The 22,107-nt window shown below is 67.2% G+C and carries 20 protein-coding genes; 11 read left to right on the forward strand and 9 right to left on the reverse strand.

Annotated features, from left to right (window positions below):
- Positions 1-196: 196 nt before the first annotated feature.
- The gene (locus tag NDI89_RS19190; RefSeq protein WP_226004919.1) at positions 197-484 is read right to left on the reverse strand and encodes a DUF5789 family protein; all 288 of its coding nucleotides are present in this window, start codon (positions 482-484) and stop codon (positions 197-199) included.
- A 158-nt stretch (positions 485-642) separates the two neighbouring features.
- On the opposite strand from NDI89_RS19190, the gene NDI89_RS19195 reads away from it, so the two are divergent.
- Both NDI89_RS19195 and NDI89_RS19200 read left to right on the forward strand, forming a co-directional pair.
- On the forward strand, positions 643-1,422 hold the full coding sequence (locus tag NDI89_RS19195) for a PHP domain-containing protein (protein WP_277523907.1): 780 nt from the start codon (positions 643-645) through the stop codon (positions 1,420-1,422).
- Between the two features lie 56 nt (positions 1,423-1,478).
- Entirely contained in the window at positions 1,479-1,643 is a 165-nt protein-coding gene (locus NDI89_RS19200) for a DUF6757 family protein (protein ID WP_277523909.1), read from the forward strand.
- Between the two features lie 2 nt (positions 1,644-1,645).
- Here NDI89_RS19200 and NDI89_RS19205 read toward each other — a convergent pair whose 3' ends face one another.
- Together NDI89_RS19205 and NDI89_RS19210 are read right to left on the reverse strand one after the other, a co-directional pair.
- The gene (locus tag NDI89_RS19205) at positions 1,646-1,969 is read right to left on the reverse strand and encodes a 4Fe-4S dicluster domain-containing protein (RefSeq protein ID WP_277523912.1); all 324 of its coding nucleotides are present in this window, start codon (positions 1,967-1,969) and stop codon (positions 1,646-1,648) included.
- A 159-nt stretch (positions 1,970-2,128) separates the two neighbouring features.
- Complete coding sequence (locus tag NDI89_RS19210; RefSeq protein WP_277523914.1) at positions 2,129-2,929, reverse strand: TrmB family transcriptional regulator; 801 nt, start codon at positions 2,927-2,929, stop codon at positions 2,129-2,131.
- A 417-nt stretch (positions 2,930-3,346) separates the two neighbouring features.
- Here NDI89_RS19210 and hemB point away from each other — a divergent pair, with 417 nt between their 5' ends.
- The 3 genes from hemB to hemL all read left to right on the forward strand — a co-directional run bounded on the left by hemB (position 3,347) and on the right by hemL (position 8,255).
- A complete protein-coding gene (gene hemB, locus NDI89_RS19215) occupies positions 3,347-4,357 on the forward strand; it encodes a porphobilinogen synthase (protein ID WP_277523916.1) in 1,011 nt (336 codons plus the stop codon).
- A gap of 497 nt (positions 4,358-4,854) precedes the next feature.
- On the forward strand, positions 4,855-6,519 hold the full coding sequence (locus NDI89_RS19220; protein ID WP_277523918.1) for an ammonium transporter: 1,665 nt from the start codon (positions 4,855-4,857) through the stop codon (positions 6,517-6,519).
- A 389-nt stretch (positions 6,520-6,908) separates the two neighbouring features.
- The gene (hemL, locus tag NDI89_RS19225; RefSeq protein ID WP_277523920.1) at positions 6,909-8,255 is read left to right on the forward strand and encodes a glutamate-1-semialdehyde 2,1-aminomutase; all 1,347 of its coding nucleotides are present in this window, start codon (positions 6,909-6,911) and stop codon (positions 8,253-8,255) included.
- A gap of 30 nt (positions 8,256-8,285) precedes the next feature.
- On the opposite strand, the gene NDI89_RS19230 is transcribed toward hemL, so the two are convergent.
- From NDI89_RS19230 to NDI89_RS19240, 3 genes are all read right to left on the reverse strand, one after another.
- Positions 8,286-9,467, reverse strand: a complete 1,182-nt coding sequence (locus NDI89_RS19230; protein ID WP_277523922.1) for a sensor histidine kinase — start codon at positions 9,465-9,467, stop codon at positions 8,286-8,288.
- 86 nt (positions 9,468-9,553) lie between these two features.
- The gene (locus tag NDI89_RS19235; protein ID WP_277523924.1) at positions 9,554-11,872 is read right to left on the reverse strand and encodes a nitric-oxide reductase large subunit; all 2,319 of its coding nucleotides are present in this window, start codon (positions 11,870-11,872) and stop codon (positions 9,554-9,556) included.
- A 191-nt stretch (positions 11,873-12,063) separates the two neighbouring features.
- Positions 12,064-12,429 carry a group I truncated hemoglobin gene (locus tag NDI89_RS19240; protein WP_277523926.1) on the reverse strand — a complete coding sequence of 122 codons (366 nt, stop codon included), beginning with the start codon at positions 12,427-12,429 and terminating at the stop codon, positions 12,064-12,066.
- A 214-nt stretch (positions 12,430-12,643) separates the two neighbouring features.
- Here NDI89_RS19240 and hemC point away from each other — a divergent pair, with 214 nt between their 5' ends.
- The 4 genes from hemC to NDI89_RS19260 all read left to right on the forward strand — a co-directional run bounded on the left by hemC (position 12,644) and on the right by NDI89_RS19260 (position 16,532).
- Positions 12,644-13,786 carry a hydroxymethylbilane synthase gene (hemC, locus tag NDI89_RS19245; RefSeq protein ID WP_277524060.1) on the forward strand — a complete coding sequence of 381 codons (1,143 nt, stop codon included), beginning with the start codon at positions 12,644-12,646 and terminating at the stop codon, positions 13,784-13,786.
- 14 nt (positions 13,787-13,800) lie between these two features.
- Entirely contained in the window at positions 13,801-14,622 is an 822-nt protein-coding gene (gene cobA, locus NDI89_RS19250; protein ID WP_277523928.1) for a uroporphyrinogen-III C-methyltransferase, read from the forward strand.
- A gap of 4 nt (positions 14,623-14,626) precedes the next feature.
- Complete coding sequence (locus NDI89_RS19255; protein ID WP_277523930.1) at positions 14,627-15,373, forward strand: uroporphyrinogen-III synthase; 747 nt, start codon at positions 14,627-14,629, stop codon at positions 15,371-15,373.
- Between the two features lie 67 nt (positions 15,374-15,440).
- A complete protein-coding gene (locus NDI89_RS19260; RefSeq protein ID WP_277523931.1) occupies positions 15,441-16,532 on the forward strand; it encodes a CapA family protein in 1,092 nt (363 codons plus the stop codon).
- Between the two features lie 39 nt (positions 16,533-16,571).
- Here the strand turns inward: NDI89_RS19260 and NDI89_RS19265 are convergent, their stop codons facing one another.
- The 3 genes from NDI89_RS19265 to NDI89_RS19275 all read right to left on the reverse strand — a co-directional run bounded on the left by NDI89_RS19265 (position 16,572) and on the right by NDI89_RS19275 (position 19,232).
- Positions 16,572-17,597 carry a YndJ family transporter gene (locus tag NDI89_RS19265; protein ID WP_277523933.1) on the reverse strand — a complete coding sequence of 342 codons (1,026 nt, stop codon included), beginning with the start codon at positions 17,595-17,597 and terminating at the stop codon, positions 16,572-16,574.
- Positions 17,594-18,271 carry a DUF4166 domain-containing protein gene (locus tag NDI89_RS19270; protein WP_277523935.1) on the reverse strand — a complete coding sequence of 226 codons (678 nt, stop codon included), beginning with the start codon at positions 18,269-18,271 and terminating at the stop codon, positions 17,594-17,596. The genes NDI89_RS19265 and NDI89_RS19270 overlap by 4 nt, the downstream gene beginning before the upstream one ends.
- A 61-nt stretch (positions 18,272-18,332) precedes the next feature.
- Complete coding sequence (locus NDI89_RS19275) at positions 18,333-19,232, reverse strand: complex I NDUFA9 subunit family protein (RefSeq protein WP_277523937.1); 900 nt, start codon at positions 19,230-19,232, stop codon at positions 18,333-18,335.
- 190 nt (positions 19,233-19,422) lie between these two features.
- Here NDI89_RS19275 and NDI89_RS19280 point away from each other — a divergent pair, with 190 nt between their 5' ends.
- Both NDI89_RS19280 and recJ read left to right on the forward strand, forming a co-directional pair.
- On the forward strand, positions 19,423-20,514 hold the full coding sequence (locus NDI89_RS19280; RefSeq protein WP_277524062.1) for a CapA family protein: 1,092 nt from the start codon (positions 19,423-19,425) through the stop codon (positions 20,512-20,514).
- A gap of 49 nt (positions 20,515-20,563) precedes the next feature.
- Entirely contained in the window at positions 20,564-22,099 is a 1,536-nt protein-coding gene (gene recJ / locus NDI89_RS19285; protein ID WP_277523939.1) for a RecJ family nuclease, read from the forward strand.
- Positions 22,100-22,107 lie beyond the last annotated feature (8 nt).

The following is a 22,107-nucleotide window of genomic DNA, read 5'->3' on the forward strand; positions in this document are numbered from 1 at the left end:
CACTCCTCCCTCCCCTACGGGTCGGTCGTCGGCCCGCTCGCTCACTGCGTTCGCTCGCGGATGCTAGCGGTGACTCTCTACCAGTGTCCAAGCAATCGTACCGAGCGCGCCGTCGGCGCGCTCGGCCTTTTTTAATCGAATTTTTTTGCTCGAGCGGTCGGCCTCCGGCCGACCCGAGAGTAAAAAACTTCGTTCCCTAGAAGGAAACGGCGTCGGGCGAGTACGGGCTGCCGACCGGAGTCGGGTCGCGGTCGCTGTAGCCGACGCGTCCGATCGCCTTGTCGCTGACGGCGGAGTAGACAGCGAAGCGGGCGTCCTCCGGGGTTTCGAAGGTCTCGGACTCGAGGCGCGCGAGTACATCGCCGACCGTCTCGCTACCGTTCGGGAGTTCGAGGGTACGGTCGCCGTACTCCTCGATCATTTCTTCGGTCGTCGCGGGGTACTCGTGGTCGTCGATGACCTCGCCGGTGCCATTGAGCAGCATTACGCCCTAACCTGCGTGAACGATAATTATAAACATTGTCCATCTATGTTTCCTAGTAGCACTGGATACCTAATACACCTAATATACCCCTAGAGATATCGGAAATCGGCAGCAGGGCCGGAGAAACGCCTTTACGAGCGGGGGCGTTCGGATATCGTATGCCTTACGCGGACTTACACGTCCACACGACGCGTTCGGACGGCAGCCTCGCGCTCGAGGCGGTCCCCGAGGCCGCCCGCAGCGGCGGCGTCGAGGTCGTCGCGGTGACCGACCACGATCGGGTACAGCCGTTCGACGGGCCGGTCGTCGAGCGCGACGGCGTGACGCTCGTTCACGGGATCGAGCTTCGCGTCGAGACGCCGGGCGGCCAGCGGCTCGACCTGCTCGGCTACGGCCTCGAACCGAGCGCGGATCTCGAGGCGATACTGTCGGACATTCAGGCGAACCGGAAAGAGCGCGGGCGGGCGATCGTCGACTGCGTGGAGTCGCGGCTCGGCATCGATCTGGACGTGACCGTCGACGGCGGGTTCGGGCGGCCACACATCGCGCGGGCGATCGAGGCCAACTCCGAGACCGAGTACGACTATCAGGGCGCGTTCGATCACGTCATCGGCTCCGATTGTCCGTGCTACGTGCCTCGAGAGGTCCCCTCGTTCGGGGAGGGGCGGGCGGCACTCTCGGAGTCGTGTCGGCTCGTCTCGCTGGCCCACCCGCTACGGTATCGCGATCCCGAGAGCGCGCTCGCGCTGGCGGCCGAACTCGACGCCGTCGAACTCGAGTACCCCTACGGCCGCGAGGTCGACCGCGCGCCCGTCGAGCGGGCGATCGAGCGACACGGGCTGCTCGCGACCGGCGGCAGCGACGCCCACGGCGAGCGCCTCGGCGTCGCCGGCCTCTCCAGAGGGGCGTACGAGCGCCTCGAGTTGACAGCCGAGTGATCTGAACCCTGGCCGCTAGCGGAGGGTTCAATGCATCGTGGTCCCAACGGCCGGGTATGAACTGCCACTACTGTGACCGCGAGGCTGCCTTCGCCGCCGAGTCAGACGGGCTCAAGGTCGGCCTCTGCGAGGAACACTTCCGCGAGCGCCTCCAGGAGCTCGCCGAAGCCGACGGGCTCGAGAGCCTGAAAGAGAGAGTCGACGTGGATCGCGCCGAGTAATTCTACGCCGTGCGCCCGGCGTCGACGTCGATGGCGTCGACCGGGCAGACGTCGACGCAGAGCATGCAATCGATACACTGCGCTTCGTTCGCCGGATCGGCCTTCTCTTCGCTTTCGGGGTGACCCGGCGTGTCGATCCACTCGAAGACGTCGACCGGGCAGTCCTCGACGCAGGCCCCGTCGGCGATACAGATGTCGAAGTCGACCGCGACGTGCGTGCCGTGGATCCCGAGCTCTTCGGGTTCGTCGACGGGACCCCAGACCGAGTGTCCCTCGTGTTCGTCGACCTCTTCGCGGTTCTCGTGGAACTGCGGGTCTATGGCCATTGCTAGCAGATTAAACACGAGACGCGTACTTAAAACTGCGTACTCGCTGCGGTCACGGAAGTCCCTGCACCGACCGCGAATCGCGACGATCGAACGGTCACGAGGGAACCGAGTGGAGCCGTCACGTCAGCTCGTCCCCGAGCGGGGAAGACGAACGGCTCAGTCGTCCGTCGTTCGGTCCTCGTCGCGTTCCGCGAGCCGGTCGTCCAGCAGTTCGCGAGTCCAGACGGCGAACCCGTGATCGCGGCCGTAGGTCCAGACCGCCATCTCGTTGACCACGTCGGGGAGGTCGCTCTCCTTGACCCCGGCCGCGACGATCGCTTCCTGGTCGACCATGAGCAACTGTGCCGGCCACTCGTCGTGGACGGTACTGGTCGTCTCGAGGTCGGGTGCGACGACGACGTCCGCGTCGGGAACTACCGCCGCGAACTCCTCGCGATCGTCCCGGGTCGGTACTTCGATGTAGACGCTGACGCCGCGATCGGCGGCGGACTGAAGCCCGTCGAGGATCGGTCGATCGACCACCTCCGTCGCCGGGACGAGGTAGTGAATCGTCTCCTCGGCCTCCTCGAGGAAGCGGACGACGCGTTCGGTGACGTGTTCCTTCTGGGTGATCGCCCACATTCCCTCGTCGTCCTTCGAGTCGGGTTCCTCGAGTTGGCCGAGGGAGCGCTCGGCGGCGTTGATCCGCGAGTCGTAGTCTTCGCGGATTCGCCGACACGCCGTCTCGACCGAGACGGCCTTGTACTGGCGAGGCTCGGTCTGCTGGACGCTGACGAGCCCCTTTCGGTCGAGCCGTTCGATCGTGTCGTACACCCGCGAACGAGGGATATCCGCGACCTGACTGATCTCCTTGGCGGTCCCCGTCGAGATCCGGACGAGTGCCACGAAACAGCGGGCTTCGTACTCGGTTAGTCCGAGTCCCTCGAGGGCACTGACCGCTTCCTCGGCGTTTGACACGGTCGTCCCTAGACGCGAAGTCGGGAAAGAACGCGGCTTTCTCCGGCCAGCCGACTATACGGCCTTACGTGAACGCACGAAAGGAAGTGCCGCCGCACGGACAGCCGTCAGCGCTCCCGATCGGTCGGATCTCGTCCCCCGAGAGCCAGACTGCCAACGCTCTACCGCAGTCCGTACACCGTGCCGCGCCCTTCCGACGTGATTGGGCTGCCATCGAGCGCTCTTCGCCGCCGGATCGTATAAGCGAGTCGTGAGTTCGGCGGAAGTCAGCGGTCGTGTACTCCGGCCGTAACAACGACCGTCGCGATCCGCTCGAGCGTCGAGCGGCGATTCCGACGAGCGAAGCCGAAGGGTGACGACCGCCACTGATCGATTCGGGAGCGAGGTGCTTTTGCGACTCCCGGCAAATGCACCGATATGGATCTCACTCACCGTCCCCGTCGCCTTCGACAGGACCGGGTTCGGGACCTCGTCAGCGAGACGAGTCTCGAGCCGGCCGATCTCATCGCACCGGTGTTCGTCGACGCCACGACCGACGAGCGCACGCCCATCGAGTCGATGCCCGGTCACGATCGGGTCCCGATCGACGGGATCGTCGCCCGCGTCGAGGAGGTCCTCGAGACGGGCGTCGAGGCGGTCATGCTCTTCGGGATTCCGGAATCGAAAGACGCCGAAGGCACCCGCGCCTGGGCCGAGGACGGCGTCGTTCAGGAAGCGCTCCGTCGGGTCACGAGCGAAACAGACGCGTACGTCATCACGGACGTCTGCCTCTGTGAGTACACCGATCACGGTCACTGCGGCCCGCTCGAAGAGGAGCTCGGGAGCGAGGCGGTCGTCGAGGGCGGTCCCGCCTGCGAGCCGACGATGACCGTCGACAACGACGCGACGCTGGACGCGCTCGAGCGGATCGCCGTCTCGCACGCCCGTGCGGGCGCGGACATGGTCGCACCGAGCGGGATGATGGACGGCATGGTCGGGACCATCCGCTCGGCGCTGGACGAGGCCGGCTTCGAACACGTTCCGATCATGAGCTACGCGGCCAAGTACGAGAGCGCGTTCTACGGCCCGTTCCGCGACGCCGCCGACGGTGCGCCGTCCTTCGGTAACCGCCGGCACTACCAGATGGATCCCGCGAACTCGCGGGAAGCCATGCGGGAGGTCCGGCTGGACGCCGAACAGGGCGCGGACGTGATGATGGTCAAACCAGCCCTGCCGTATCTCGACATCGTCGCCAGCGTCCGCCGGGAGTTCGACCACCCCGTCGCCGCCTACAACGTCTCCGGCGAGTACGCGATGCTTCACGCCGCCGCCGAGAAGGGCTGGCTCGATCTCGAGGCGGCCGCCACCGAATCGCTGCTGTCGATCAAGCGGGCGGGTGCGGACCTGATTCTGACGTATTTCGCCGAGGATATCGCGGAGCGGCTGTAGGATCGGCGGCGTTGGCCGAAATCGTCTCGGCGCGGGATCGGAAAGGCGGCTAAAACGACCACATTCTCTCGCTGAGGACGTGCGATTAGACGAATGTCAATCTCCGACCGCTCCGGCGCGACGGGCGGGCAATATCTGCCGCGCGCGAGCGTATTCGAGCCGATACGCCCGTACTGGCCCCTATTTCGCGGCGATTATCTCGGTCGGAGACGCTTTCGCGGCTCGGAGTGGGTTGACAAACGAGTAAAATATAACCGGTGTTCGAAAAAGACGTGATTTCGAATGGCCTTATACACGTTAAATCTGCTCTAGCTTTGGACGGATTCACCTATTACAGGGAGTATTATGACCATCTGTAAAGGCTAATGCTTAAATGATACAGGTACAAGAACCTCTAACGTGATTAGGAGGACGATCATGAACGAGATTGCATTGAAAGAGGACGATCGTATGGCAGATTCGAGTAGCAGTGACCGTGAGAGAGAGGTGCGTGCCTGATGGAGCCGACGATCCTGCAGGCCGATACCGAAATGCTGGCGGGGGCGCTCAACTACACGTGGATTCTGGTCGTGTCGTTCCTGATCTTCTTCATGCACGCGGGCTTCGCGATGCTGGAAGCGGGTCAGGTGCGATCGAAGAACGTCGCGAACCAGCTGACGAAGAACCTGCTGACCTGGTCGGTCGGCGTGATGGCGTTCTTCCTCGTCGGTGCTGGCGTGAGCAGTCTCGTCGGCGGCGGCGGCTTCACCTGGATCGCCGGAAACGATCCGGCGTCCTGGGCCGACGGCTGGCTGTACGGGGCCGTCTTCGCGATGACGGCGGCGACGATCGTCTCCGGTGCCGTCGCCGGACGCGCGAAGCTCCGCGCGTACGTGACCTACACGCTCTTGCTGGCGGCGGTCATCTACCCCGTCGTCACCGGGATCACGTGGTCCGGTGCGTACGTTAGCCAGTTCCTCGGAACCGGCTTCCAGGACTTCGCCGGCGGGATGATCGTCCACGGGATGGGCGGCATCGCCGGCCTCACCGCGGCCTGGGTGCTCGGACCCCGCATGGACCGCTACAACAGCGACGGCAGCGTCAACGTCATTCCCGGTCACTCGATGACGTTCGCGGTGCTGGGAACGCTCGTGCTCGCGTTCGGCTGGTACGGGTTCAACGTCGGGACGGCCTCGATCTTCGTCGAGAACAGCGCCGGAGAGATGGTGTTCAACGGTGCCGTCCTCGGTCGCGTCGCGCTGACGACGACGCTGGCGATGGCGATGGGGGCCATCGGCTCCGGTGCCGTCGCCCTCCTGAAAACCGGCAAAGTAGACACGCTCTACGTTGCGAACGGCCTGCTGGCCGGGCTCGTCGGCATCACGGCGATCCCCAACGTCGCCGCGTGGTGGGGCGCTATCGTCGTCGGCTTCCTCGCCGGCGCGCAGCTGCCGATCGTCTTCAGCTTCGTCGAAGAACGCCTGAAGATCGACGACGTCTGTGCGGTCTTCCCGGTTCACGGGTCCGCAGGCGTCCTCGGAACGCTGCTGTTCCCGTTCGTGGCCGCCCCGGGCGTCGTCGATAACGTCGTCAACGCGTTCGTCGCACAGCTGGCTGGCGTCGTCGCGATCTCCGTCTGGACGATCGTCGCGACCGCCGCGGTCTTCGGTGCACTGAAGGCTGCCGGCCAGGCACGCGTCTCCGAGGAACACGAACGCGACGGGCTCGACGTCTCCGAACACGGCGTCGATACCTACCCCGAGTTCGGACAGCCCGACATCGCCACCGACGGTGGCTCCACAGAAGTCATTCGCGCTGACGGTGGCAAGCCAAACGACGGCCAGATCAAGATGGTCACCGCGATCGTCCGTCCCGACCGCCTCGGTGCGATCAAGCAGTCGCTGGCCGAAGCCGGTGCACCATCGCTGACCGTCACCAACGTCTCCGGTCGCGGCTCCCAGCCCGCGAAGAAAGGGCAGTGGCGCGGCGAGGAGTACACGGTCGATCTCCACCAGAAGGTCAAGATCGAGTGCGTCGTCGCGGACATCCCGGCGCAGGAAGTCGTCGACGCCATCCGCGAGGGTGCCGAAACCGGCGAACCCGGCGACGGCAAGATCTTCGTCATGCCCGTCGAGGGCGCGACCCAGATCCGCACCGGCAAGACCGGCCCCGACGCCGTCTAAGGTCGGGCCACGCGGTCGGTCGATCGCGGTCCGCCCGCCGACGGACCGCGACGTGAGGAGACTCACGCGACCCACGGTTCACTGTGGCCTCTGACAATCGGCATCCGACGACTCGATGCCCGCCCGAACCGGGCATCGTGTCGGCTGGAGCTGTTTCGGCTCGCGGCCGACGCCAGTGCAGTCCGCTGTGGTTTCGATCGGTCGACGCTGTACTGGGTTCGACGCAGTCCGTGTCGCTCTTTTCGCGTGCCATCAACGTACCTCGAGCCGCGGGTATCGCGTGTCCGCCGACGAAACGCGGGAGTGAGGGGGGACACGTTCGGCGGCGAGTCGGCGGTTCGGAGACGGACCTCGGTACTACTTTGCCGCCCGAATCCGAAGGCCCGCGCATGACCGAGGACAACTCACGCGAGCTGTACGACCGGGCGCTGTCGGTGATGCCCGGCGGCGTCAACTCCGCGGTTCGCGCGGCGATCGAGCCGTATCCGTTTTTCGTGCAAAAGGGAGACGGCGGCCACGTTATCGACGCGGACGGCAATCGCTACATCGACTGGGTGATGGGATTGGGCCCGCTGTTGCTGGGTCACGACCTTCCCGAGCCGGTTCGGGCGGCCGTCCAGCAGAAGGCCAGTGAAGGCCCGATGTACGGCACCCCGACGGAGGTCGAGGTCGACCTCGCGGAGTTCGTCGTCCGCCACGTGCCGAGCGTCGAGAAGATCCGCTTCGTCAACTCCGGAACCGAGGCGACGGTCTCGGCCGTGCGACTCGCACGGGGGTATACCGGCCGGAACAAGATCGTCGTCATGCAGGGCGGCTACCACGGCGCACAGGAGTCGACGCTGGTCGAGGGCGACGCCGAGAATCCGACGCCCTCCTCGGCCGGCATCCCCCAGTCCTTTGCCGAACACACCGTCCCGGTACCGTTCAACGACGAGGACGCGATGCGAGAGGCCTTCGAGGAACACGGCGACGACATCGCGGCCGTCCTCACCGAGCCCATTCTGGGCAACTACGGTATCGTCTACCCCGAAGAGGGGTACCACGAGTTCCTCCGCGAGATCACCGAGGACCACGGCTCGCTGCTGATCTTCGACGAAGTGATCACCGGCTTCCGCGTCGGCGGCCTCGGCTGTGCCCAGAGCGAGTTCGGGATCACGCCCGACCTGACGACCTTCGGGAAGATCATCGGCGGCGGCTTCCCCGTCGGCGCGATCGGCGGCCGCGCCGAACTCGTCGAACACCTCACGCCCTCCGGCGACGTCTTCCAGGCCGGTACCTTCTCCGGCCACCCCGTCACCATGGCCGCCGGCCTCGAGACCCTGAAATTCGCCGCCGAGAACGACGTCTACGGCCACGTCAACGGACTCGGCGATCGGCTCCGAAGCGGGCTGACCGACATCGTCGCCGATCAGGCCCCGAGCTACACCGTCACCGGCACCGACAGCATGTTCAAGGTGATCTTCACCCGGGAGGGACCGGGGCCGGACTCCCTGGAGGAACAGTGCGAGGCCGGCTGTCGACAGGACCCGACCTGTCCGCGCTACGACTACTGTCCGAAAAACGCCGGGGACGTCAAAAACGCCGAAACCGAACGCTGGCGGCGCATCTTCTGGGGAGAAATGAAAGACCAGGACGTCTTCCTCTCGCAGAACCAGTTCGAGTGTCAGTTCGTCAGTTACGGCCACACCGAGGAGGACGTCGAAGAGACGCTCGAGGCGTACAAGCGAGCGCTCTAGTCGAACCCTGCCGGGAGGACTCGAGGTCGATCACTCGGACGACAGCGCTGCCAGTCCGCGCTCTTCGGGTGAGCCGTCCCGTTCGGGCGAGACGGCCGGGAGTTCGACCGCAAAGCGACTCCCCTCGGGGCCGGTGTCGACGAGTTCGACGGCCCCGTCGTAGCGGGTGACCAGTTGGTCGACCAGGTAGAGTCCCAGTCCGTGCGTGCTGCCGTGGCTTTCGACCCGATCGAAGAGCGAGTCGAGCTCCGAGTCGGGGATCCCGGGACCGTTGTCCGCGATTTCGAACCGGACGGTATCGGGACCGGGCTCGACCGTGACCGTGACGCGCGGGGTCGCAGCGTCGTTGTGCTCGACCGCGTTCGAGAGGAGATTGGCGAAGATACGGGGGAGCAAGTCGTCGGCGCGGACGAAGACGGCCGACGGAATCGACGCTTCCACGTCGATTCCCTCCCGTCCGTTCTCCAGTTTTCGAACTTCGGCCCGCACCACTCGAGCGGCGTCGACCGGCTCGAGCCGGACGTTCCCGTCGGTGGTCTGGAGCAGGATACGCACGTCGTCGATCACCGTCGACATGTCCTCGGAGTGATCGATGACGATCTCGAGCCACCGGCGGCTGCGGTCGTCCAGCGACGACTCCTCCTCGAGCACCTGCGACGCGTAGCCGTTGATGACCGTCGCGGTGTTCAACACCTCGTGTCGGAGAATGCCGTTGAGGTAATCGAGGTAGTCCCGCTGGGCCTCGACGTGTTCCGTTCGGAGGGCCGCGCGTTCGGCGGACAGGGCGCGCTCGATGGCGCGCCCTTCGAGACAGCCGATGAGCAAGCCGGTCCCGGCGCCGACGGTCACGGCCCACCGACCCCACGAGAAGGCGACGAGCCACGAGTCGGGCGGGACGACGGACATGAGGAGGACGTTGACGAGCAGAAAGGTGAGCAAGCCCCCGAGACACCACCCCGCGATGCGCGGGTAGCGTGTCGAGGAGAGCGCGGACGAACGGAGCCAGTAGCCGGCGTACGTGATGCCGATCAGGAACGGCATCGTCGTGAGGACGCCGACGAGGAACTCGGCATCGTCGACGGAGTTCGGATCGAACGCGTAAAGCAGGACGGTTTCACCGAGGACGACGACCGCCAGCAGTAGTCCGGACCCGATCAGATACGCCGGGATTCGGTCTCTGGAGAGCACACTGCCGTCCGGCGACCATCGCATACCCTGCTAACGACAGTCGACACTGTTAGCAGTTCCGGCCGTCGGAGGGCGATACCCGACGGCGACGAAACGGGACGGGGCGGCAATCAGTCGTCGTCGCTGACCGGCTCGACGGCGTCGCGCTCGCCGAAGATCCGGTCGGCGATGACGTGGCTACTCGTCTCGCCGGCGGTCGCCTTCCGCTGGAAGAGCAGCTTCGCGCCGACGTCCCAGGCGAAGAGGACCGCCCCGGCGATCAACAGCGTGTCGCCGGGCATGCGCAGCCAGAACAGCGTCTGGATCAGCCCGCCGCTGTAGAACTCGAGGCTGCGCGCCGCGGCGTAGCTCTGGGTGAACGCCGTCTCGAGCTGGAGGAATCCGATGGGGAGCAGGGACAGGAAGATCATCAGCGCCAGTCCGACGTTGCAACACCAGAACGACCAGCGCAGCCGCCGGCTGGACCAGGCCTCGGCGCGGGTGGTCAGCCGGAGGATGTAGACGGCCATCCCCATCGCGAGCAGGCCGAACGCGCCGAACATCGCGCCGTGGGCGTGGGCCACGGTGAGGTAGGTCCCGGTCTGGTAGTAGCTGATCAGCGGGAGGTTGATGAAGAAGCCGATGACGCCGGCTCCGAAGAAGTTCCAGACGCTCGAGGCGACGATGAAGTAGAAGGCCATCCGGTAGGGGAAGTCCGTCCCCGCGGTGTCCATCGCGCGGTACTGGCCCAGCGCCTCGTAGAGGATGAACAGGAGCGGGATGAACTCGAGCGTCGAGAAGACGCTGCCGATGGGCAGCCAGGCCTCGGGGAGGCCGACCCACCAGTAGTGGTGGGAGACGCCGATGATGCCGCTGCCCATCACGAGCGCGGCCTGGAAGATGACGGCCTTCTCGGCGGACTTCTTCCGCAGGAGGTTCATCGAGACCAGCGTGAGCGCGATGACGACGACGATGAAGAACTCGAAGACGCCCTCGACCCACATGTGGACGACCCACCAGCGCCAGAATTCGGTGGTGACGATGTTGGTCTGGGGCGTGTAGAGGAAGCCGGCGATGAACAGCAACCCGATCGAACCGCCGGCGTAGACGATCATGTGGGCGAGCCCGTAGCGGGGCTCGCGATCCAGCAGCGGCTTGAACCCGCGGGCCACGAGGGCGGTCCAGCCGAGGAAGCCCGCGAGCAGGCCGAACTGCCAGACCCGGCCGATCTCGAGGTACTCGAGGCCCTCGTTGCCCAGCAGCCACCAGAGCTGGTCGCCGAAGTAGTTGTGGATGCCGAGCCAGATGCCGGCCAGCCCGCCGACGGCGACGACGAGCAACGCGCCGACGAGGACTTTGACGTAGCGGGCTTGCTTGGGCGGTTCGCGGCCGGTCAGCAGCGGCGCGAGGAACAGGCCCGCGCCGAGCCACATCGTGGCGATCCAGAGCACGCCCAGATCGACGTGCCAGGTCCGGGCGATCGACCAGGGCAGCCACTGGAGGATGTCGACCCCGATCAGTTCCCGCATCCCGAAGAAGCCGTCGCGCTCGACGTAGTAGTGGGCGAGCAGTCCGCCGAGGAACGTCTGGGCGGCGAACAGAAGCGCGCCGATCAGTATGAACCGGGTGCTCAACAGCTGGCTCGGCGTCAGATCGATTTCGCTGGGATGGGGTATCGAGACGCCCTCGGCGTTCGGTTCGGGGAGTTCGATGCTCTGGTAGAGCCAGATCGCCGCCCCGGCACCGCCGACCAGCAACACCATCGCGATGACGCTCCAGGTCATCACCGGACCGCCGGCGCTGTTCCCCGCGGCGGGCGAGTACGGCCAGTCGTTGGTGAACGACGCCTCGGATCCGGGGCGGTCGGTGTGGGAGATCCAGGCGGTCCACAGCGCGAAGTCGGCGAACTCCTCCGCCTCTTCGGCGCTCGGGATCTGTCCCTCGGGGATCCCGCGCTCGCGATCGCCCTCGTGGTAGCGTTCGACGTACTCCTCGCGGACCTGCTGATGGGCGTAGACCTCGGCGGCGGAGTACTCGACCTGCTCGGGCTCGTACTCGCTCGACTGGAGCTCGGTGCGGACCTGCCGGTCGATCCCGGCCTGTGCCGAGGCATCGAGAGCCGCGTACTCCTCACCGTGGCGCTCCTGCGCGTAGTACTCGCGCATGTGTTCGGTCTTCAGCTCGAGCGCGTTGGCGGTGTAGTCGGTGTCGTAGTAACTGCCGTGGCCCAGAATCGAGCCCTGATTCATCAAGCCGTTCTCCTGGAACACCGTCTTCCCGGACTGGACGTCGTCGCTCGTCGCGACCGTTTCGCCCTCCGGCCCGACGATCGTGTCGGGGATCGCCGGTTCGTTCGCATACGAGAGCCACGCCCCACCGCCCATGACGATGAGGTTCACGACGAAGATCGTCGCGAGAAACGTGGCGAGTTGTTTCCTGGATAGTTGCATGACATCCGCGACTCGAACGGAAAGCCCCGTCAAACGGCCCGTGAATTCCTACGATCTGGAAAAAGGGGCGAACAAATTCGCGAAAGCGGTTAGGGGAGGGACGGTCGTAGCCGTCGGTATTCCCGTTCGCCGTTATCCGCGGGCGGAAAAGAGAGCCGTCTCGCCGCATCGACCGATCCGCCGCGGCGGGGTCAGTCGGCCGCCGTGACGATCGCGTCTTGATAGCTCGCGATCTCCTCGAGGACCGCCTCGCGGTCGTCCTCACCGACGTCGAATTCCGCGAGCGCGTCGTCGAGGTGGGTCGCGATCGCCCGGAAGTCCGCCGGCGTGATGCCCATGTCCGCGTGAACAGTTTCCATCTCTCCGCCGGAGTACTCGACCGGGCCGCCGGTGACCGAACTGATGAACTGGGCCTGGTGTGCGCGCTGTTTCTGCATATCGACGTCGTCGAAGTAGCCTGCGACCTGATCGTCCGCCATGACGCGGCCGTAGAACTCGTCGACGACGGCCGTGATCGCGTCTTCGCCACCGAGTCGCTCGTAGAGGGTCTCTGCCATTCGTCCGAATGGATCCGGTTGAAGTAGTATAAATACCATCCCGAACCTGTTTTGCAAAAATCTTGTGTGTGAATACCACTCGTATCGCTGTGGTCGATTCGGCTGAACGGCCGCGACGGTCGATTCTCGCCGAAATCGCTCGTGTCAGTATCTCGTGTCTCTCTCGCGTCGGACAAGCGTGCGCTTTTCATACTCGAGGCTCCGACGGATGCCTATGAGAACGCGCGGGACGCTGCGACTGGCGACGAGGGGGTCCGCACTCGCCCGGCGACAGGCCTCACTGGTACGAGACGCGCTCGAGGAGCGCCGGTACGAGGTCGAACTCGTCACCGTCGACACGACCGGAGACCAGATCAGAGACGAGTTGATTCACCGACTCGGCAAGACCGGAGCGTTCGTTCGCGAACTGGACGAGCGGGTCCTCGAGGGAGACCTCGACGCCGCGGTCCACTCGATGAAGGACATGCCGACCGAACAGCCCGAAGAACTCGTGACCGCTGCGGTTCCCGAGCGAGGACGGCCGGGTGACGCCCTCATCACGCCCGACGGAACGACGCTCGAGGAACTGCCCGCCGGCGCGACCGTCGGCACCTCGAGCCTCCGCCGGCGCGCGCAACTGCTCTCGGAGCGACCGGACCTCGAGGTCGAGCCGCTGCGCGGGAACGTCGACACGCGCATCGAGAAGCTGCTCGCGCCCGCGCTACAGGAAGAACATCAGGAGCGAACGGAAGCCGACAAGGAGCGCAAGGGCAACACGGGCAACGACGACTTCGACCCCGAGTACGACCGCACCACCGACGAGTGGTTCGACGACCTCTCGGAACTCGAGAAGGGCGCGCTCGGCCGCGAAGTCGAGACGGCGTACGACGCGATCGTCCTCGCGCAGGCCGGGCTCGAGCGCAGCGGGCTCGCCCACTACGTCGACTATCAGGAGCTTCCGACGTCGACGTTCGTCCCGGCACCGGGACAGGGGGCGCTCGCGGTGACCGCGCCCGACGGGGAGACGGCCCGCGACATCCAGACCGCGATCGATCACCCGCGGAGCCGCGTCGAGACGACCGTCGAACGGACGATTCTGGCGGAGCTGGGCGGCGGCTGTATCGCTCCCGTCGGCATCTACGCGGTCGTTCAGGGCGAGTACGTCCACGCGACGGTCAGCGTCTTCGACCGCGACGGCGAGGAGTCGGTTACCGGCAGTCGAGACCTCCCGATCGAAACCCACGCCGAAGCCGCCCGCGAGTTCGCGCGGGACCTCGCGGACCGCGGGGCGGCGGCCCTGATCGAAGAGGCCCGCGAAGACGCCGAGGGCGACGGCGACGAGAGCGTCTCCGAGGAAGATAAGCCCGAGGGGAAGTAGCTAGCGAGTACCGAATGTCAGACAACGCTATCGACGCCGAACCGGGCACCGTCTACCTCGTCGGCAGCGGCCCCGGCGACCCCGATCTCTTGACCGTCAAGGCGAAGCGGCTGCTCGAGGCCGCCGACGTCGTCCTCCACGACAAACTGCCCGGTCCGGAGATCATCGAACAGCTCCCCGAGGACCGCCGCGAGGACGTCGGGAAGCGCGCCGGCGGCGAGCGCACGCCCCAGTCGGAGATCAACGAGCGGCTGGTCGAACTCGCCCGCGAGGGCAAGTCCGTCGTCCGACTCAAGGGCGGCGACTCCTTCGTCTTCGGTCGCGGCGGCGAAGAGGCCGAGTACCTGGCGGCCCACGAGGTGCCCTTCGAAGCCGTCCCCGCGGTCACCTCCGCCATCGCCGCGCCCGCGGCGGCCGGAATCCCGGTCACGCACCGCGATCACGCCTCCTCGGTCTCCGTCGTCACGGGCCACGAGGACCCCACCAAGGAGGAGTCGGCCGTCGACTGGGACGCACTCGCTGCCACCGGCGGCACGATCGTCGTCCTGATGGGCGTCGGTCGGTTGCCCGATTACACGGCGGCGCTGCTCGAGGCCGATATGGACCCGACAACGCCGGTCGCGCTCGTCGAGCGCGGTACCTGGCCCGGTCAGCGGGTCGCGACGGGGACGCTCGAAACAATCGTCGACGCCCGCGACGAGGCGGATATCTCGCCGCCCGCGGTGACCGTGATCGGCGACGTCGCGGGGACGCGCGAGTCGATCGTCGAGTTCCTGCAGAACGACTACGGCACAGTCGACGATAGCGACCGAGATCAGGACGAACTGGAGGGATGAACGGATGAGCGACACGCCCACAGTGGCCGTCTTCCGTCCCGACGACGACCGCCTCGAGCGAGCCGTCGACCTCCTCGCGGACCTCGGCGCCGAGCCCGTCCCCGACCCGATGCTCGCGGTCGAGGCGACGGGCGCGACGCCCCGAACCGACGCCGACTACGTCGTCTTCACGAGCAAGACCGGCGCGGAGCTCGTCTCCGATGCGGGCTGGGAACCGACCGGCGAGACGATCTGTGCCATCGGCTCCGCAACGGCCGACGCGCTTCGCGACGAGGGGTACGCAGTCGATATCGTCCCCGAAGAGTTTACCTCGAGCGGGCTGGTCGCGGCCCTCGAACCCCGCGTCGACGGCGCGCGCGTCGAGGTGGCCCGCAGCGATCACGGCAGTGCGGTACTACTCGAGGGCCTCGAGGACGCGGGCGCGTACGTTCACGAAACGATTCTCTACCGGCTGGTTCGGCCCGACGGCAGCGGGGAGTCGGCGGCGCTGGCAGCCGAGGGCGCGCTCGACGCGGCCTGCTTCACCTCCTCGTTGACGGTCGAGCACTTGCTCGAGGCTGCGGCCGACCGTGGAATCCGCGAGGAGACGCTCGAGGGGCTTGCGGACGCCGTCGTGGGCGTCATCGGCGAGCCGACTCGCGAGACGGCCGCGGCGAGCGGCGTCGACGTCGATCTGGTCGCGAGCGAGGCCACGTTCGACCGGCTCGCGACCGAAACGGTCGACGCGGTGACGCCGGCAGACGACGAATGACGGTCCCGAAAGCCCGGTCCTCGACTCGAGACGTGAGGGAAGGGACACGCGCTCGGTCGTCGAACCGATGAGCCGACACCGCCGAGCGTTCCTCGCGACCGTCGGAACCGCAGCGCTCGCCGGCTGCACAGCGCCGGTGGCCGAGCCGACCGCGTTCGAAGACCACGAGCGACGCGACACGACGATCGGGTTCGCCGGCGACGCGATGCTCGGCCGCAACGTCGACGGTCGCTACCGGCGCGCTGGGGTCGATCCCGCGGGCGTCTGGGGCGACCTTCGCCCCCGCCTCGCGTCCCTCGACGGCGTCTGCTGTAACCTCGAGTGTTGCCTGTCGACGCGGGGCGACCGGTTCCCCGACCGAACGTACTACTTTCGAGCCGATCCGGCGTGGGCCGTCCCCGCGCTCGAGGCCGGAAACGTCCGGGTCGCGTCGCTGGCGAACAACCACGCGATGGACTACGGTCGGGTCGCGCTACGGGACACGATCGACGCGCTCGAGGCGGACGGGATCGCTCGAGCGGGTGCCGGCGAGACGCCAGCGGCGGCCCGCACGCCGGCGACGGTTTCCATCGGCGAGGCTGACGTCGCCGTCGTTTCGTTCGCGGATCACTACGCGGCGTACGCTGCGACCGAGGATCGGCCCGGAACGGCCTACGTAGAGATGGATCCGAAAGCCCCGGAGACCCGCCGCGTCGTCGGAGCGGCGGTCGACCGCGCTCGAGCGACCGATCCGGATCTCCTCGTCGCGTCCCTTCACTGGGGCCCCAACTGGGTCGAGTATCCCGACGACCGGCTCGTCTCGTTCGGTCACTGGCTCGTCGATCGGGGTGTCGACCTCGTCCACGGCCACAGCGCCCACGTCGTTCAGGGGGTCGAACGGTACGGAGACGGCCTCGTTCTCCACGATACCGGCGATATCGTGGACGATTACGTCACCAAGGAGGACCTGCGGAACGATCGGAGTTTCCTCTTCGAGGTGGGGCTCGACGGCGGGGATCTCGAGGAGCTCCGGCTCGTCCCGGTCGTCATCGACGACAGACGCGTCGACCGGGCCGACGCGGACGCGGCGGCGTGGCTCCGCGAGACCATGCGCGACCGATCGGCGCCGTTCGGGACCGCGTACGATCGGGACGGCGGCGATCTGGTTCTCTCGCTGTGAGGTCGACGACCACTGCGTTCCGGCGTCAGACGTCGGAAATCAGTCCTCGAGCAGTCGAAACGCCAGCAGGGCCGGGAGCGCGAAGCCGAGGGCGTTGCCGCTCCCGTGCCAGCGGATCATCTCGGGAATCGTGACGAGCGACGGCGTCCCGGGAAGGGCCGAATACCCGAAGGCGAGTGCCAGGGCCATCGTCCAGCACAGCGACAGCGCGGCGACGGCGAGCAACAGCCCCGGCAGTCGTGGTGTTACCGGGACGACGTCGCGGAGCGTGCGCAGCGCGAATCCGACGACGCCGGCGGTGAACGCGGTGACGGCGACGACCTCGACCAGCGGCGAGAACGTGATTCCGATCGCGATCAGGACGATGCCGGCGACGGTGACGACCGTGGACGCAGCCGTCGCTCGCCCCGCGATCGTCGCCGAAAACGTCCCGTCGTCTCCCGTCAAGACGCGTCCCGTCAGGCCGACGACGAGCGGCAGCGCGAACCCGGCGTAGTGGAAGTGGACGCCCGTCAGGAGGACGATGATCGGCGCGAACCGGAGGCTGACGCCGGCCGCGTGCATGCAGAGAAACGCGGCGGCGACCGGCACGTACAGCAGGCCGGCGTCGATCGCGAGCTCGGGCAGCGGACCGTCGCGGCGGGCGGTGAGCCGGCCGAACCCACAGAACGCGATCGCGCCGGTGACGCCGAGCCACGGGACGGCGAGTGCGACCGCGACGACCGATCCCTGCGGCGCGACGAGCGCGGCGACGAGCGCCAGCGCGGCCGGGAGCTGTCCGAAGACGGCGACTCGATAGGTCGCCGTCACAGCGGTCGCGTCTCGAGGCAGGTCGACCAGCCCGACGCCGAGGGGGACGAGGACGAGCGCGGCGAGTGCCACGTACAGTCCAGGGACAGCGAGGGAAACCGGGCCGCCGAGCGTTCCAGCGACGAGTCCCAGCCAGACGGTCCCGCCCGCCGCTACGGTCAGGTCGGTGACGCGTCGCCCGGCGACGCTGGGGCGGGGACGAACGGTCGTCGACGGCTCCGATGCTCGAGCGGCGGTCGTCTCGGGGCCGGTCACGCGTTCTCACCCGGAAGGTCGACGCCGCCGAGGGCCGGCCGCGGTGTGGCGCGGTCCTCGAGCGGCCGGAACTCGTTCCGGAACGCGCCCTCGTACTCGAAGACGGTGCCGAACAAGGGAGTGGTGATCGCGGCCGAAACCCGAAACCGATCGTCCTCGTCGTCGTACCAGTCGCGGAGCCGGCCGTCGACCGCCAGCGGAGCGGGGAGCGCGAAGTATCGACCGCCGATTCGGAGCCACTGCGCGCCGATCGAGAGCGCCAGCGCCCCGTCCTCGGCAGTGATGTGGACATCGGCGGCGACGCATCCGTGCCTGCCGAAGAGGTCAGTGAGACACCCTCGGGCGGGGTTCCACCGGAGCGTGTCTACGAACGTTCGCGGCGGCGACGTGTCGAAGCGCCGACGGAGGACGAGCGCCTCGTTGCCGTCGTCGTCGACGAACGGCTCCGTGACGATCGTAAACGGAACGTCGGTGCCGCGTTCCGGAAAGAGGAAATCGTCGAATGCGCCGAGCCAGAGCGCCGGCACCGCGAGCGGGTGCCGGTCGAGATCGCGCATTCGGCCGACGCCCACCGCCTCGCGGTTTTCACCTGACTCGAGTCCGTACCGGTCCCGGACGCGGGGATGGAGCGTCCGCCACTCGTCGCCGACCTCGCGCTCGAACAGCCCGGTCACGGCGCTCCCTCCGCTTCGGCCGCGGCAGCTACAAATCGGCGGCTTTCGGTTCGGGTCGATATCATGCGTCGATCGGTTCGATATCGCTCTCCGGATCGGCAGCGGCCAGATACGCAGACAGCGTTCGGAGCGACTCCGGCGATACCCCGAACGCCGCGACGTCGTTGTCGGCCGTCGTGTTGTCCAGTCCCAGTACGCGGTACTGGTCGCGGCCGAACGGAATCCGCGGAACGGGATCGGCCAGCATCGCCCCGATCGCGGCCAGTGCCATCGGGACCGGCACGACGATTCCCCCGCTCCGGATCTGCCTGACGGTCTCGGCGAGCGTGAGCCGCTCGGGGCCGCCGATCTCGTAGCACCGGCCGACGTGGCGGTCGTCCTCGAGCCCGTCCGCGAGCATCGGCGCGAGGTCTCCGACCCAGATCGGCTGGAGCCGGGTTCGTTCGCCGCCCGGAAGCGGCGTGATCAGGGGCGGTGACAGCCGCTCGACGAACGGGAGAAACGCACAGCCGTCGCCGAAGACGACCGACGGGCGATAGATCACCCACTCGAGGCTCGACCGGCGGACGACGCGTTCGGCCCGCCGTTTGGCCCGGAAGTACGCCGTCTCGACGCCCGATTCGACACCGAGCCCGCTCAGCTGGACGAATCGCTCGACGCTGGTGTCCTCGCTCGCGGCGACGAGATGGCGCGTCCCGTCGTAGTGGACCGACTCGTGGCTCCGGCCGCGGGGCTGGACGTGCGACGGGAGCGCCACGAGGTTGACGACCGCGTCGTGACCGGCCACAGTCCCCGCGAGCTCCCGCTCGGTCACGTCCAGTGCCGTCGTCTCGACGCCGTCGGGTAGCCCGTCCGCGTCGGGCGTCCGCGAGGCGGCGGTCACCTCGTGTCCGCGGTCGACCAGGGCGCGACAGAGGGGCCGCCCGATAAAGCCCGTGCCCCCCGCGACCAGGACGTTCATACCGCCCCCTTCTGTCACGGACGCTTAATGTTACCGCTAATGACCCGATCGCTATCGATACGGAGCGACGGCCGCGACGAGCTATTTGCGACTGGACGTCGAAGTGGCGACCGATGTGCACACTCGAAGCCGCTCGATCGATCGCGAACCGAAACGCTCGCGAGGAAACACGGGCGCGGCTATCGAACCGATGAGCGGGGGCCGGCGACGGTTTCTGGTAGCGACGGGGGCAACGATACTCGGTGGCCCTACGGCGGTCGCTGCCGATCGGGTCGCGATCGACGAACGCGACCGCCACGAAACGACGATCGGCTTCGTCGGCGATACGATGCTCGGGCGCGGCGTCGACGAACGATACGGTCGGAACGGCGCGAATCCGGCGGCCGTCTGGGGCGACCTCCGATCTCGACTGCAGTCGCTGGACGGCGTCTGCTGTAACCTCGAGTGCTGTCTCTCGACGCGAGGCGAACGATATCCCGATCGGACCTACTACTTTCGGGCCGACCCGGAGTGGGCCGTCCCCGCCCTCGAGGCCGGGAACGTCCGGTTCGCGTCGCTGGCGAACAATCACGCGCTGGATTTCGGGGCGACGGCGCTGATGGATACCCTCGAGTCCCTCGACGGGGGAGATATCGCACATGCCGGCGCGGGCGAACGGCCGGACGATGCCCGAGCGCCGTCGGTCGCGTCGATCGGCGACCTCGACGTCGCGGTGGTCTCGTTTTCGGATCAGAGCGCCGAGTACGCAGCGACCGAGGACCGGGCGGGGACCGCGTACGTCGAGTGCGATCCGACGAATCCGGAGACGCGACGGATCGTCACCGAGACCCTCGAGCGAGCCGCCGAACGAGATCCCGATCTGCTCGTCGCGTCGCTCCATTGGGGACCAAACTGGGTCGAGATCCCGGACGAGACCTATCGCGAGTTCGGGCGCTGGCTCGTCGACGAGGGGGTATCGATCGTCCACGGCCACAGCGCGCACGTCGTTCAGGGTATCGAACCGTACGATGGCGGCGTCATCCTCCACGATACGGGCGACTTCGTCGACGATTACACCGTCAAGGAGGAGCTCCGGAACGATCGGAGCTTCCTCTTCGAAGTCGCGATAGACGACGGCGATCCCGCGGCCGTTCGGCTCGTTCCCGTCGTGATCGACGACGAAGCGGTCCGACGTGCGGACCCGTGGGAAGCGGCCTGGCTTCGGAAGACGATCGCCGAGCGCTCGGCACCGTTCGACGCGAGCTTCGAGTACGACGATCGGGAAGTGATCGTCCCCCTGTGACGGAGACGGGACCGCACCTTTATCCCCGAAGGCGACCCACAATTCCTCGATGGCAGGGCCGGTTCCCGAACTCGAGGATCGCGCGACAACGTGTGCAAAGCGGCTGTGCGAGGCCGATCGCGTGTTGCTCGCCTCCCACATCGACGCCGACGGACTCACGAGCGCGGCGATCGCCGCGACGGCCCTCGAGCGGGCGGAGATTCCGTTCGAGACGGTCTTCGAGAAGCAACTCGACGAGGAGGCGTTAGCGGACATCGCGGCGACCGCCTACGAGACCGTTCTCTTCACCGACTTCGGGAGCGGCCAGCTCGATATCATCGGCGACCACGAGGACGCGGGCGACTTCACCCCCGTCATCGCGGACCACCACCAGCCCGCCGATCGAGAGACGGCGTACCACCTCAATCCGCTCCTGTTCGGGATCAACGGCGCATCCGAGCTGTCGGGAGCCGGCGCGAGTTACGTTCTCGCGCGGGCGCTCGCGGACGTTTCCGACACCACGCCGGATCCGGCCGTTGCGGCGGATGGCGGTGAGCCGAGCGACGCGAGGCGATCCTCGTCAGAGCTTTGCTCTGACGGCGGTACTGTCACCGCGTCGGGAGCCGCGAACGCACGCGCGGACAACTGCGACCTCGCCGCCCTCGCGGTCGTCGGGGCGGTCGGCGACATGCAGGCCGCCGGCGGCGAGCTCCACGGCGCGAATCAGGGCATCGTCGACGAGGGCGTCGCGGCCGGCGTCCTCGAGACGGGCAAGGATCTCGCGCTCTACGGGAAACAGACCCGTCCGCTTCCAAAGCTGCTCGAGTACGCCACCGACGTCCACATCCCCGGCATCTCGAACGACGAGAACGGCGCGCTGCGATTCCTCGACGGGCTCGACCTCGAGTTGAAACGCGACGGCGAGTGGCGGCGCTGGGCCGGGCTGACGAACGACGAGAAGCAGACCGTCGCGAGCGCGCTCGTCCGGCGAGCCGTCTCGAGCGGCGTACCGGCGAAAAAGATCGACCAGCTCGTGAGCACGGCCTACGTCCTCAGCGAGGAACCCGTCGGCACCGAACTCCGGGACGCGAGCGAGTTCTCGACCCTGCTGAACGCGACCGCCCGCTACGAGCGGGCCGACGTCGGCCTCGGCGTCTGTCTCGGCGACCGGGAGGGCGCGCTCGAGCGGGCGCGACAGCTCCTGCGCGAACACCGGCGCAACCTCTCGAACGGTATCGATCTCGTGACTCGAGAGGGGGCGACCCAGGAGGAGCACGTCCAGTGGTTCCACGCGAACGACGAGATTCGCGAGACGATCGTCGGCATCGTCGCGGGGATGGCGATGGGGAACGCGGGGATCAGTCGCTCGAAGCCGATCATCGCGTTCGCAGAGAAGAACGACGAGGAAGTGAAAGTCTCCTCGCGGGGGACGCACTCCCTCGTCCGACGGGGGCTGGACCTCTCGGTCGTGATGGGGGAGGCCGCTCGAGCCGTCGGCGGCGACGGCGGCGGTCACGACGTCGCGGCAGGGGCCACAGTCCCGAGAGGGAACGAGGAGGCCTTCGTCGAACGCGCCGACGAGATCGTCGGTGAGCAACTCTCCTAGGGGCCGTC

The organism is Natrinema salsiterrestre (assembly GCF_029502005.1).
In the GTDB taxonomy this organism is placed as follows: Archaea; Halobacteriota; Halobacteria; order Halobacteriales; family Natrialbaceae; genus Natrinema; species Natrinema salsiterrestre.